At 68.2% G+C, this 12,801-nt stretch carries 11 protein-coding genes; 7 read left to right on the forward strand and 4 right to left on the reverse strand.

The window, feature by feature from the left end; all coding sequences use genetic code 11:
- Nucleotides 1-4: 4 nt before the first annotated feature.
- Genes HWY45_RS16800 through HWY45_RS16815 form a run of 4 tightly spaced genes read right to left on the reverse strand, consistent with a single transcriptional unit; the run spans nt 5 to nt 4,426 of the window.
- Nucleotides 5-1,594 (reverse strand): DHA2 family efflux MFS transporter permease subunit, encoded by a 1,590-nt coding sequence (locus HWY45_RS16800; RefSeq protein ID WP_059884614.1) that lies wholly within the window; start codon nt 1,592-1,594, stop codon nt 5-7.
- Nucleotides 1,591-2,880, reverse strand: a complete 1,290-nt coding sequence (locus HWY45_RS16805) for a glycosyltransferase (RefSeq protein ID WP_059884612.1) — start codon at nt 2,878-2,880, stop codon at nt 1,591-1,593. The genes HWY45_RS16800 and HWY45_RS16805 overlap by 4 nt, the downstream gene beginning before the upstream one ends.
- A gap of 17 nt (nt 2,881-2,897) precedes the next feature.
- On the reverse strand, nt 2,898-3,467 hold the full coding sequence (locus tag HWY45_RS16810; protein WP_059801776.1) for a methyltransferase family protein: 570 nt from the start codon (nt 3,465-3,467) through the stop codon (nt 2,898-2,900).
- 56 nt (nt 3,468-3,523) lie between these two features.
- Nucleotides 3,524-4,426 (reverse strand): alpha/beta fold hydrolase, encoded by a 903-nt coding sequence (locus HWY45_RS16815; protein WP_059884611.1) that lies wholly within the window; start codon nt 4,424-4,426, stop codon nt 3,524-3,526.
- Nucleotides 4,427-4,907: 481 nt separating this feature from the next.
- Here HWY45_RS16815 and HWY45_RS16820 point away from each other — a divergent pair, with 481 nt between their 5' ends.
- The 7 genes from HWY45_RS16820 (at nt 4,908) to HWY45_RS16850 (ending at nt 12,696) form a co-directional block, all read left to right on the forward strand.
- Nucleotides 4,908-5,093 carry a hypothetical protein gene (locus HWY45_RS16820; protein WP_150998577.1) on the forward strand — a complete coding sequence of 62 codons (186 nt, stop codon included), beginning with the start codon at nt 4,908-4,910 and terminating at the stop codon, nt 5,091-5,093.
- A gap of 67 nt (nt 5,094-5,160) precedes the next feature.
- Entirely contained in the window at nt 5,161-5,745 is a 585-nt protein-coding gene (betI, locus tag HWY45_RS16825; protein WP_059562192.1) for a transcriptional regulator BetI, read from the forward strand.
- Nucleotides 5,746-5,777: 32 nt separating this feature from the next.
- Nucleotides 5,778-7,247: a betaine-aldehyde dehydrogenase gene (gene betB / locus HWY45_RS16830; RefSeq protein WP_059801780.1), complete on the forward strand. Its 1,470-nt coding sequence runs from the start codon at nt 5,778-5,780 to the stop codon at nt 7,245-7,247.
- 22 nt (nt 7,248-7,269) lie between these two features.
- Nucleotides 7,270-8,970, forward strand: coding sequence for a choline dehydrogenase (betA, locus tag HWY45_RS16835; RefSeq protein WP_059884609.1), 1,701 nt, complete (start codon nt 7,270-7,272; stop codon nt 8,968-8,970).
- A 435-nt stretch (nt 8,971-9,405) separates the two neighbouring features.
- Entirely contained in the window at nt 9,406-10,365 is a 960-nt protein-coding gene (locus tag HWY45_RS16840; protein ID WP_059562178.1) for an ABC transporter ATP-binding protein, read from the forward strand.
- Entirely contained in the window at nt 10,362-11,123 is a 762-nt protein-coding gene (locus HWY45_RS16845; protein WP_059562175.1) for an ABC transporter permease, read from the forward strand. The genes HWY45_RS16840 and HWY45_RS16845 overlap by 4 nt, the downstream gene beginning before the upstream one ends.
- 145 nt (nt 11,124-11,268) lie before the next feature.
- Nucleotides 11,269-12,696, forward strand: a complete 1,428-nt coding sequence (locus HWY45_RS16850) for an MFS transporter (protein WP_059884608.1) — start codon at nt 11,269-11,271, stop codon at nt 12,694-12,696.
- The last annotated feature ends 105 nt before the right edge of the window (nt 12,697-12,801 follow it).

Below are 12,801 nucleotides of genomic sequence, written 5' to 3' on the forward strand. Positions count from 1 at the left end.
GCAATCAATGTCCAAAGGACGCCGCCGCGCCCCGCTTCGGCCGGGTGAGCCACATCATCGCGGCGAGCACGACGCACGTCATGCTCGCCATCCAGAACATGTCGCCCGTCGCCATCATGTATGCCTGCTGCATCACGACGCGGTTCAGCGTCGCCAGCTCGCGCACGCCGTCGATGCCCATCGCGTTGAGCGCGTGCACGAAGCGCTGCGTGTTCGCCGCGGCCTGCGTGACCGACTGCGACACGACGTCGTAGTGATAGGTCGCGCGGTTGTCCCACAGCGTCACGCTCATCGCGGTGCCGAACGCGGCCGACAGCGTGCGCAGGAAGTTCGACAGGCTCGACGCGGCCGCGAGCTTGTCGTCGGGGATGCGCGACAGCGTCGCCGCGGTCAGCGGAATGAAAAAGCACGGCAGCCCGATGCCCTGGATCAGCCCCGGTGCGACGACCTGCGCGAACGTCATGTTCAGCGTGAAGTGCGCGTCCCACGCGAGCACGCCCGCGAACACCAGGAAGCCGAATGTCGCGAGCACGCGCGCGTCGAAGCGGTGCGCATGCAGGCCGACGAGAATCGAGAACACGAGCGCGAGGATGCCGAGCGGCGCGGTCGCAAGCCCCGCATGGAACGCGTTGTAGCCCATCACCGCCTGCAGCCACAGCGGGAACACCACGCCCACCACCGAGAAGCTCATCATCCCGAGCGAGATGATCAGCACGCAGAACGAGAACGTGCGATCGCGGAACAGGCTCAGCTCGACGACCGGATGCGCCTCGCCCGCTTCCCAGATCAGCAGCGACACGATCGCGAGCGCCGCGACGATCGCGAGCGTGACGATCAGCGGCGAGCCGAACCAGCCCTTGTCGTGGCCGAGGTCGAGCATCGCCTGCAACGCGCCGACGCCGACCACGAGCAGCACGATGCCCGGCACGTCGACCGGGCCGGCCGCGCCGCGCTGCGCGTCGGGCCGCAGCATCGCGGTGCACACCGCGAACGAGAAGATGCCGATCGGCAGGTTGATCAGGAAGATCCACGGCCACGAGAAGCTGTCGATGATCCAGCCGCCGACCACCGGCCCGAAGATCGGCGCGAGCAGCACCGTCATCGCCCACAGCGCAAGCGCGACGGTGCGCTTGTCGGCCGGGAACGCGCGCAGCAGGATCGTCTGCGACAGCGGCACCATCGGCCCCGAGAACAGCCCCTGCAGCGCGCGGCACACGACCAGCACGTGCAGGTCGCGCGCGAGCCCGCACAGCAGCGACGTCAGCGTGAACAGCAGCACCGCGCCGACGAACAGGCGCAGCTCGCCGACGCGGCGCGCGAGCCAGCCGGTGAGCGGCACCGCGATCGCGGCGGCGACCGAATACGAGCTGATCACCCACGTGCCCTGGCTGTTCGACACGCCGAGGCTGCCCGAGATCGCCGGCACCGCGACGTTCGTCACGGTCGAATCGAGCACCTCGATGAAGGTCGCGAGCGACAGCGCGAACGTCAGCAGCGCGAGGCGCGCGCCGCGCAGCGGCCGCGTGGATGCCTCTGCCGCGGCGGGGCTTGCCGGCGCGGCATGCGCATCACGAAGCGGCGATGCTGTGCTCATGCGCTTGCCGCCGCGGCGGCCGGTGCGGAACGCGCGCCCGCGCGCCCCTGCGCCGGCACGAACCGTTCGATGAAATCCGCCGCGCGCGCGCAGCCGTCCGGCGCGGCGGCGAGCGCCGCACGCGCCCGCGCGCCGTGCGCGGCGAACGCGGGATCGTCGAGCACGCGTGCGAGCGCCGCGCCAAGTCGCGCACCATCGACCGGGCCATCGAGCCGCACGCCGCAGCCGCTCGCGGCGACGCGCTGCGCGTTGTCGAACTGGTCGTGCGCGAACGGCGTCACCACCTGCGCAATGCCGGCCTCGTACGCGAGCGCCGCGGTGCCGATGCCGCCGTGATGCACGAGCGCGCGGCAGCGCGGCAGCAGCGTGCGCATCGGCACGAAGCGCCGCACGAGCAGCGATGCGCCGCCCGCCGGCACATCGCCCGGCGTCAGCAGGATGCCGCGCGCGCCGGTGATGCGCAGCGCCTCGCTCGCCGCGCGTGCATACGCCGCGTGATCGACGCGCGTCGAGCCGGCCGTGAACACGACCGGCGGCGCGCCCGCCGCGAGGAACGCGTCGAGCCCGGCGTCGCCCGCCGGTTCGCCGACGTCGTTGAACAGCGGAAAGCCGCTTTGCAGATGATTCACGGGCCAGTCCGGCTGCGGCCGCGCGAACCAGTCGGGAAACAGGCACAGCACGCCGTCGGTCGAATGCAGCCAGCGGCCGAGCACGCGCCGCGCGGGCGGCAGCCCGAGATCCGCACGCACCGCGTTCAGCGCGGGGCCGCACACGCGGTCGAGCGCGGCGCGCTCGATCAGCGTCATCAGCGCGGCCTTGACCGGCAGCGGCCAGCGCGCGGGAATCGTCAGGCGCGGATGCGTCGGCGGCGCATGCGCGGACAGCAGCGTCGACGGCGACACCTGCACCGACACGTACGGCGTGCCGTGCAACTCCTGCATGAAGCGCGCGGAGAAGGCCCACAGCGTGCCGACCAGCACGGTGTCGGCGTCCGTCAGCGCGCGCAGCGCGTCGTAATGCGGCCGCAGCACCGGCGCGATCACCTGCCACAGCGTGCGGAACGACGTGCGCGGATCCCACAGCGCGGGGTTCGCCATCGCCGCGTCGTACTCGGCCGCGGTGCCGACCGGCACGAACGCGAAGCCGCAGCGCCGCACGGCTGCCTCGAACGGCGGATGCGTGCAGAACACGACCTGATGGCCGCGCACCGCGAGCGCGCGCGCGACGCCGAGCAGCGGATGCACGTCGCCCGCCGAGCCGATCGCCGTCACGATCACCTTCGCCATCGCGCGCCTCGCGGGAGTCAGTAGAAGCCGGGGATCAGCGCCGCGACTTCGCGGCGGTACTGCGCATAGGCCGGCCCGAAATGGCCGGTCAGCCAGCTCTCCTCGACGCGCACCTTGTACGCGAGCGACGCGAACACCAGCAGCACGCCGAGCACGCCGCGCCACTCGCCGCCGATCAGCGCGGCGCCGGCGAGCGCGAGCAGGCAGCCCGTGTAGATCGGGTGCCGCACGAGCGCGTACGGGCCGGTGCGAATCAGTTCGTGATCGGCCTTCAGCGTGACGGACACGCTCCAGTTCGTGCCGAGATGCCGCCGCGCCCACACCGAGAACAGCAGGCCCGCCACCAGCACCGCGAGGCCGCATTGCGCCTGCAGGCCGAAGCGATGCCAGTCGGGCGCGAGCGCCTGCCACGTCGGGTCGGGCAGGATGATCAGCGCGCCGCCGACGATCAGCGGAATCGATTGCAGCGTGCGCGAGCGCGACGCCTCCTTGCGCACGGTCGCCTTCACCGCGTTCGACGTGGCGATCCAGTACGCGAGCCACGCGGCCCACGGTACGACGATGGCGATGCTCTGAACGATATTCACGGCTGGCCTGCCTCGGGTGGAGTGGAAATCGGATGCGCGGAGCGGCGCGCGCGGCGTCACGACGACAGTGCGGGCATCGCCGTGGCGAGGCACGCGGCCGGCATGTCGGGCGGCATGCCGAGCAGCGTCGGCGCGGCGTCGCAGAAGAAGCCGAGCAGCTCGGCGCGCGTGCTGTCGCGCTGCGCGCGGCCTTCGATGTCGAGGAAATGGCCGGCGCCGGGGATCGTCGCGAACTGTGCGCGCGGCACGTGCGCGGCGAGCGTGCGGACTTCGGCGGGCGTCGTGTATTCGTCGAGCGCGCCGTTGACGAACTTCAGCTCGCAGCGGATGTTCGAGAACTCGCTCAGGTAGCGTTCGGGCTGCAGCGACAGGATCTGGTCGACGTGGAACGCGACCTGGTCCTGCTCGTCGCGCGGCAGGCGCGTGAGGTAGCGGTAGTTGTACAGCTTCATGATGCGCGGCAAGTAGCGGCCCACGGTGTCGTTGAGCAGCTGCGCGGCCTTCAGGTTCTCGCCGGCGGCGATGTGGTCGCGTGCGCGGGTCACGTAGTCGACCATCGCATCGTTCAGGAACGGCGAGAACGAGCAGATCGCCGCGCGCCGCACGCTCGGGCAGCCGCGCGCGAGCGCGAACAGCGACGCGACGCCGCCCCACGACACCGACACGAGATAGGTGGGCGCAAAGCGCTCGACCAGATGCTGCAGGATCGCCACCTCGTCGTCCTTCGTCAGGATGAAGCAGCCCGGGTTGTGCTGGCGCGACTGCCCCGCGTACGGCAGGTCGAAACAGACCGTGTTCATCCGCTCGCCGAGGTACTGGACGGTCTGCCCGAACGACGCCGTCGTCGCCAGCGCGCCGTTGACGAGGATCGCCGTGTCGAACGCCGGATCGAACACCTGGCGCTCGACGTAAACCTTCAGACCATTCGGCAGCGGAACCACGTGTTTTTCGGTCGGCATCGTCGTTCTCCGGGTGGATGCGGCGGTTCGGCTGAGCGCTTTGCCGCAGGTGCACACGCGCATGCAATGGCGACGCGCCGGCCCGCGGCGCAACCCCCGATCGCGCCACGGCCGGCGCACCGCACCAAATTCGGCGGCGTCGATTATTTCCTGCCAGTGCGGCGCCATACTAATACGCCGAATATTGATCACTCAAGCAGGTTCAAATATCCCCTCTACTCAACCCGGAAACGCCGTCGATTCAAATTTTTCGAGCATTTTTTATGGTATGAGCAAAGGTTTTCGAGGGATACGCAATCATTTTTCAATTACCTTTCAATTCGCTGAAAACTCGCATTATTTTCATTAATAATCAATGCCTTGTATTCCATACACTATCTCACGACAGCCTCACCCTCGCATCAATCATCTCCCCCGAACATTCTGCAAATTTCCGTACACCGACAAACATCGGTCACATTTACAATCTTTCGAAGAGGAAATGGCAAAAAATATCGAGGCGGCGACTTATAAACTTGCCGCCCTCTTTATCCGTTTTAAACAAACTCCATTTTATTTAACTGTCTTTCGGATCCGCTTTTCCGCAGTTGCATATCGCCGCGACCGCCCAATCGCACCCCGTTTTCCCTTGCCTTCGCCCCTCCGACCCCGCTTTTTTATTGATTGAACGATCAATAAAAAACCGCTAAGCTCACGGCTTCCATCGATCTGCCGTCCGGGCCCAGGGAGTCGCGATGCCGAAAGTCGGAATGCGGGAAGTCCGCCGTGCGCAGTTGATCGACGCGACGCTGCGCTCGATCGACGAAGCCGGCCTGCCCGGCACGACGCTCGCGTCGGTCGCGCAGCGCGCGAACATTTCCACCGGCATCGTCAGCCATTACTTCGGCGACAAGGACGGCCTGCTCGAAGCAACGATGCGCCACGTGCTGCGCGACCTGTGGTCGGCCACCACGCGCCGCCGCGTCGCCGCGCGCAAGGATCCGCGCGCCCGGCTGCGCGCGATCGTCGCCGCGAACTTCGACGACACCCAGATCAGCGCGCCCGTAATGAAGACCTGGCTCGCGTTCTGGTCGCAGAGCATGCACGAGCCGGCGCTGAAGCGCCTGCAGCACGTCAACACGCGGCGGCTCTATTCGAACCTGTGCGCGGAATTCGCGAAGGCCGTGCCGCGCGCGCGAGCGCGCGAAGCGGCCAGCGGCCTCGCCGCGCTGATCGACGGCCTGTGGCTGCGCGGCGCGCTCGCCGGCGGCCCGTTCGACACCCGGGCGGCGCTGAAGCTTGCCCACGATTACATCGACCTGCTGCTCGCGTCCGACTGACGCGGCGCGCAATCGCCCTCAAGGAGATCCTCATGTCCGTATTCGGTTTGCAGCGCCTCTACATCGGCGGCGGCTACGTCGACGCCACCAGCGGCAAGACTTTCGACACCTTCGATCCCGCCACCGGCGAACTGCTCGCGCAGGTGCAGCAGGCGAGCGCCGCCGACGTCGACCGCGCGGTCGCATCGGCGCGGGAAGGCCAGCGCGAATGGGCCGCGATGACCGCGATGCAGCGCTCGCGCATCCTGCGCCGCGCGGTCGAGCTGCTGCGCGAGCGCAACGACGAACTCGCGGCGCTGGAAACGCGCGACACCGGCAAGCCGATCGCCGAGACGCTCGCGGTCGACATCGTCACCGGTGCGGACGTGATCGAGTACTACGCGGGCCTCGCGACCGCGATCGAAGGGCTGCAGGTGCCGCTGCGCGCCGAGTCGTTCGTCTATACGCGCCGCGAGCCGCTCGGCGTATGCGCGGGCATCGGCGCATGGAACTACCCGATCCAGATCGCGTGCTGGAAGACGGCCCCTGCGCTCGCGGCCGGCAACGCGATGGTGTTCAAGCCGAGCGAGGTCACGCCGCTGACCGCGCTGAAGCTCGCGGAGATCTACACGGAGGCCGGCGTGCCGGCCGGCGTGTTCAACGTCGTGCAGGGCGACGGCTCGGTCGGCGCGCTGCTCACGGGCCACCCCGACATCGCGAAGGTGTCGTTCACGGGCGGCGTCGAGACGGGCAAGAAGGTGATGTCGCTGGCCGGCGCATCGTCGCTGAAGGAAGTGACGATGGAGCTCGGCGGCAAATCGCCGCTGATCGTGTTCGACGATGCCGATCTCGACCGTGCCGCCGACATCGCGGTAACGGCCAACTTCTTCAGCTCGGGCCAGGTCTGCACGAACGGCACGCGCGTGTTCGTGCACCGCTCGATCAAGGACGCATTCACCGCGCGCGTGCTCGAACGCGTGAAGCGCATCCGCGTCGGCAAGCCGACCGATGCCGACACGAACTTCGGCCCGCTCGTGTCCGCCGCGCAGCTCGACAAGGTGCTCGGCTTCATCGACAGCGGCAAGGCCGAGGGCGCGAAGCTGCTCGCGGGCGGCACGCGCCTCACCGACGGCCATTTCGCGAACGGCCAGTACGTTGCGCCGACCGTGTTCGGCGACTGCCGCGACGACATGAAGATCGTCCGCGAGGAGATCTTCGGGCCGGTGATGAGCATCCTCGAATTCGAATCGGAGGACGAAGTCGTCGCGCGCGCGAACGACACGCACTTCGGGCTCGCGGCCGGCGTCGTGACCGAGAACCTGTCGCGCGCGCACCGCACGATCCACCGCCTCGAAGCCGGCATCTGCTGGATCAACACGTGGGGCGAATCGCCGGCCGAAATGCCGGTTGGCGGTTACAAGCAATCCGGTGTCGGACGGGAGAACGGCATCACGACGCTCGAACACTACACTCGGATCAAGTCGGTGCAGGTCGAGCTCGGCCGCTACAACCCGGTGTTTTGAGTCACGAACAAGGAGATCCGTCATGACGACACGCGAATACGACTACATCATCTGCGGCGCAGGCTCCGCGGGCAACGTGCTCGCGACGCGCCTGACGGAAGATCCGGACGTCACCGTGCTGCTGCTCGAAGCGGGCGGCCCCGACTACCGCTTCGACTTCCGCACGCAGATGCCGGCGGCGCTCGCCTATCCGCTGCAGGGCCGCCGCTACAACTGGGCATACGAGACCGACCCCGAGCCGCACATGAACAACCGCCGGATGGAGTGCGGGCGCGGCAAGGGGCTCGGCGGCTCGTCGCTGATCAACGGGATGTGCTACATCCGCGGCAATGCGCTCGACTACGACAACTGGTCGACGCACAAGGGCCTCGACAACTGGACGTATCTCGACTGCCTGCCGTACTTCAGGAAGGCCGAGACGCGCGACGTGGGCCCGAACGACTACCACGGCGGCGACGGCCCCGTGTCGGTCACGACCAGCAAGCCGGGCGTGAACCCGCTGTTCGAGGCGATGGTCGAGGCCGGCGTGCAGGCCGGCTACCCGCGCACCGACGACCTGAACGGCTACCAGCAGGAAGGCTTCGGCCCGATGGACCGCACCGTGACGCCGCGCGGCCGCCGCGCGAGCACCGCGCGCGGCTACCTCGACCAGGCGCGCGCGCGGCCGAACCTCGAGATCGTCACGCACGCGCTCGCCGATCGCATCCTGTTCGACGGCAAGCGCGCGTCGGGCGTCACCTACCTGCGCGGCAGCGAGCGCGCGACCGCGCATGCGCGCCGCGAAGTGCTCGTGTGCAGCGGCGCGATCGCATCGCCGCAGCTGCTGCAGCGCTCGGGCGTCGGCCCCGGCGCGTGGCTGAAGGAACTGGACATCCCCGTCGTGCTCGACTTGCCGGGCGTCGGCCAGAACCTGCAGGATCACCTGGAGATGTATATCCAGTACCAGTGCAAGGAACCGGTGTCGCTGTACCCGGCGCTGAAGTGGTGGAACCAGCCGAAGATCGGCCTCGAATGGATGCTGAACGGCACGGGCCTCGGCGCGACCAACCACTTCGAGGCGGGCGGCTTCATCCGCACGCGCGACGACGACCTGTGGCCGAACATCCAGTACCACTTCCTGCCGGTCGCGATCAACTACAACGGTTCGAACGCGATCGAGATGCACGGCTTCCAGGCGCACGTCGGCTCGATGCGCTCGCCGAGCCGCGGCCGCGTGAAGCTGCGCTCGCGCGATCCGAACGAGCACCCGAGCATCCTGTTCAACTACATGGCGGAAGCGCTCGACTGGCGCGAGTTCCGCGACGCGATCCGCGCGACGCGCGAGATCATGCGCCAGCCCGCGCTCGACCGCTATCGCGGCCGTGAGCTGAACCCGGGCGCGGACCTGAAGAGCGACAAGGAGCTCGATGATTTCGTGCGTGCCCGCGCGGAGACGGCGTTTCATCCGTCGTGCTCGTGCAAGATGGGTTATGACGACATGGCCGTGGTGGACAACGAAGGCCGCGTGCACGGGCTCGACGGCCTGCGCGTGGTCGATGCGTCGATCATGCCGATCATCACGACCGGCAACCTGAACGCGCCGACGATCATGATCGCCGAGAAGATCGCGGACAAGATTCGCGGGCGGCAGGCGCTGGCGCGGGTGGATGTGCCTTATTTCGTTGCGAACGGGGCGCCGGCGCGGGATGTCGGGAAGGTGGCTAGGGCGCCGGAGAGGGTTTGACGAGCGCGGGTACGCCGCCAGGTTCTTGTCGTAGCAAACGCCGCTGACAGCCAATGTCGGCGGCGTTTGCGTTTCTGGTCCATGCCGATTCGGCACCACTCCTTCCCGGCAACGAAGCCAATCGCCACGGCTCGCCCCACGAAGCACCCTGTTCGCCACGGACTGTAAACGTTCCCCCGCCCTTGAAATCCGGCCCTTCGAGCCGAATCGACCACCGACCGCCCTGCCGATCCGCGTTTGTTCATCCAAACCGACTAATCGGCACGCGATCCACGCGGCTGTTGCGCACCCCGGCAAACCCCGCTCGCCGTTGCTAAGATAGCGATCCCATCGCTTCGACGAACACCCGATGCCACCTGTCCGCCGTACGCCCCGCCCTTCGCGCCCGCGCGCCGCCGCGGCCGCCCCCGCCGTCTTCCCTACCGGACCTCGCCCGTGAGCACGCCCCCGATCCTGTCCGTCTCGAACCTGTCCAAGACCTACGCGTCCGGGTTCCAGGCGCTTAAACACGTCAACCTCGACATCCGCCCGGGCGAGATCTTCGCGCTGCTCGGGCCGAACGGCGCCGGCAAGACGACGCTGATCGGCTCGATCTGCGGGATCGTCACGCCGACCGACGGCCGCGTGACGGTCGGCGGCCACGACATCCGCAGCGCGTACCGCGCGGCCCGCGAACTGATCGGCCTCGTGCCGCAGGAGCTGACCACCGACGCGTTCGAAACCGTGTGGGCCACCGTGTCGTTCAGCCGCGGCCTGTTCGGCAAGGCGCCGAACCCCGCGCACATCGAGAAGACGCTGAAGGCGCTGTCGCTGTGGGACAAGCGCGACAACAAGCTGATGACGCTGTCGGGCGGCATGAAGCGCCGCGTGATGATCGCGAAGGCGCTGTCGCACGAGCCGCGCATCCTGTTCCTCGACGAACCGACCGCCGGCGTCGACGTCGAACTGCGCCGCGACATGTGGAAACTCGTCGATTCGCTGCGCGAAAGCGGCGTGACGATCGTGCTGACCACGCACTACATCGAGGAAGCCGAGGAAATGGCCGACCGGATCGGCATCATCCTCGGCGGCGAACTCGTGCTCGTCGAGGAAAAGCGCGAGCTGATGCGCAAGCTCGGCAAGAAGCAGCTGACCGTGCAGCTCGACCGCGCGCTCGCGGCCATGCCGCCCGCGCTCGCGCCGTTCGGGCTCGAACTCGCGGACGGCGGCAGCGCGCTCGTCTACACGTACGACTCGCATCGCGACGACGCGAGCATCGCGACGCTGATCAACGCGCTCGGCGCGGCCGGGATCGGCTTCCGCGACCTGCACACCACGCAGAGCTCGCTCGAGGACATCTTCGTCAGCCTGATCGACAACCGCCGCAACGGCGTACACGAGGCAGCCCACCCATGAACTTCCATGCGATCCGCGCGATCTACCGCGCAGAAATGGCCCGCACGCGGCGCACGCTGATGCAGAGCATCATCGCGCCGGTGATCTCGACGTCGCTGTACTTCGTCGTGTTCGGCTCCGCGATCGGCTCGCGCATCAGCGACGTGAACGGCATCGGCTACGGCTCGTTCATCGTGCCGGGCCTCGTGATGCTGTCGCTGCTGTCGCAGAGCATCTCGAACGCGTCGTTCGGCATCTATTTCCCGCGCTTCACCGGCACGATCTACGAGATCCTGTCCGCACCCGTGTCGTACTGGGAAATCGTGATCGCATACGTGGGCGCGGCCGCGTCGAAATCGATGCTGCTCGGGCTGATCATCCTCGCCACGGCCGGGCTGTTCGTGCCGCTGCACATCCTGCATCCGTTCTGGATGGTGCTGTTCCTCGTGCTGACGTCGATCACCTTCAGCCTGTTCGGCTTCGTGATCGGCATCTGGGCCGACAGCTTCGAGAAGCTGCAGCTCGTGCCGCTGCTGATCATCACGCCGCTCACGTTCCTCGGCGGCAGCTTCTATTCGGTCGACATGCTGCCGCCCGCCTGGCGCATCGTCACGCTGTTCAACCCGATCGTCTACCTGATCAGCGGCTTCCGCTGGTCGTTCTACGGGCTCGCCGACGTGCACGTCGGCATCAGCCTCGCCGCCACCTCGCTGTTCCTGATCGTGCTGCTCGCGATCGTCGCGTGGATCTTCCGCACCGGCTACCGGCTGAAGAACTGATGCGCGCACGCGTCGCGGCCGTGACGCATTTGGCCAAGCCCGCGACGCTTTTCCTCCGATGCAGCCAATTGTGGTCGCGTCTACTGAAGAGCAGAGGCCTTGAAGCACCCCGCTTCGAGGCCTTTTCTCTTCCGCAGAGGACGCCATGCCCGCCACCGCCTCCATCACGCGCGCCAGCGCGGCCGCCCGGCTCGAACGTCTGCCGTTCTCCGGGTATCACAAGCTGATCTTCTTCATCATCGCGATCGCGTTCTTCTTCGACTCGGTCGACCTCGGCACGATGACCTTCGTGCTCGGCTCGATCAAGAAGGAGTTCGGGCTGTCGACCGCCACGGCCGGGCTGGTGGCGAGCGCGAGCTTCTTCGGGATGGTGCTCGGCGCGGCGGTCGCGGGCCTGCTCGCGGACCGCTTCGGCCGCCGCCCCGTGTTCCAGTGGAGCATGGTGCTGTGGGGCGCGGCGTCGTACCTGTGCTCGACCGCGCAGAGCGTCGACGCATTGATCGTCTATCGCGTGCTGCTCGGCATCGGCATGGGCATGGAGTTTCCGGTCGCGCAGACGCTGCTGTCGGAATTCGTGCCGACCGCGAAGCGCGGCCGCCTGATCGCGCTGATGGACGGCTTCTGGCCGCTCGGCTTCATCACCGCCGGCATCGTGTCGTACTTCGTGCTGCCGCAGTTCGGCTGGCGCACCGTGTTCGCGCTGCTCGCGATTCCGGCCGTGTTCGTGCTGGTGGTGCGCCGGCTCGTGCCGGAATCGCCGCGCTGGCTCGAGCACGCGGGCCGGCTCGGCGAGGCCGACACGGTGATGCGCGAAATCGAGGCGAAGGTGATGCGCTCGGCCGGCGTCGCGACGCTGCCGCCGCCGGCGCGGCTCGCACCGGCCCCGGCGCCGCGCGGCCGCGGCGCGCTGCGCGAAATCTGGAGCGGCGCGTATCGCCGCCGCACGGCGATGGTGTGGCTGCTGTGGTTCTTCGCACTGCTCGGCTTCTACGGGCTCACGTCGTGGCTCGGCGCGCTGCTGCAGCAGGCCGGCTTCGAAGTCACGAAATCGGTGTTCTACACGGTGCTGATCTCGCTCGGCGGCGTGCCGGGCTTCCTGTGCGCGGCGTGGCTCGTCGAGCGCTGGGGGCGCAAGCCGACCTGCATCGCGTCGCTGCTCGGCGGCGGCGCGATGGCGTATGCGTACGGGCAAAGCGCGCTGTACGGCGGCAGCACGACGCTGCTGATCGGCACGGGCCTCGCGATGCAGTTCTTCCTGTTCGGGATGTGGGCGGCGCTGTACACGTACACGCCCGAGCTGTACGGCACCGGCGCGCGCGCGACGGGCTCGGGCTTCGCGTCGGCGATCGGGCGCATCGGGTCGCTGATCGGGCCGTACGTGGTCGGCGTGGTGCTGCCGGTGTTCGGCCAGGGCGGCGTGTTCACGCTCGGCGCGCTGTCGTTCGCGGCGGCGGCGCTCGCGGTGTGGGCGCTCGGGATCGAGACGAAGGGCCTCGCGCTGGAGGAACTGGCGTCCGGCGATGAAGCGGGTGACGGCGGGCGCTATGCGCCGGCGGTGGACAAGGTGTCGTGACCCTGCCGACACGCCGTCGGACAGCGGGCCGGCTGCCGCAGCCACCGGCCCGCGACGAACACCCGGGGCCCCGGCCCCGCTGCACGCCGCGCTTTCGCGGCTGAC

The organism is Burkholderia stagnalis, from assembly GCF_902830275.1.
GTDB classification, from domain to species: domain Bacteria; phylum Pseudomonadota; class Gammaproteobacteria; order Burkholderiales; family Burkholderiaceae; genus Burkholderia; species Burkholderia stagnalis.

Excerpts from the sequence above, each read along its gene's own strand:
- HWY45_RS16800 (WP_059884614.1), bottom strand. The coding sequence starts at position 1,594 with ATGAGCACAGCATCGCCGCTTCGTGATGCGCATGCCGCGCCGGCAAGC.
- HWY45_RS16805 (WP_059884612.1), bottom strand. The coding sequence starts at position 2,880 with ATGGCGAAGGTGATCGTGACGGCGATCGGCTCGGCGGGCGACGTGCAT.
- HWY45_RS16815 (WP_059884611.1), bottom strand. The coding sequence starts at position 4,426 with ATGCCGACCGAAAAACACGTGGTTCCGCTGCCGAATGGTCTGAAGGTT.
- HWY45_RS16820 (WP_150998577.1), top strand. The coding sequence starts at position 4,908 with ATGGCAAAAAATATCGAGGCGGCGACTTATAAACTTGCCGCCCTCTTT.
- betI (WP_059562192.1), top strand. The coding sequence starts at position 5,161 with ATGCCGAAAGTCGGAATGCGGGAAGTCCGCCGTGCGCAGTTGATCGAC.
- betB (WP_059801780.1), top strand. The coding sequence starts at position 5,778 with ATGTCCGTATTCGGTTTGCAGCGCCTCTACATCGGCGGCGGCTACGTC.
- betA (WP_059884609.1), top strand. The coding sequence starts at position 7,270 with ATGACGACACGCGAATACGACTACATCATCTGCGGCGCAGGCTCCGCG.
- HWY45_RS16845 (WP_059562175.1), top strand. The coding sequence starts at position 10,362 with ATGAACTTCCATGCGATCCGCGCGATCTACCGCGCAGAAATGGCCCGC.
- HWY45_RS16850 (WP_059884608.1), top strand. The coding sequence starts at position 11,269 with ATGCCCGCCACCGCCTCCATCACGCGCGCCAGCGCGGCCGCCCGGCTC.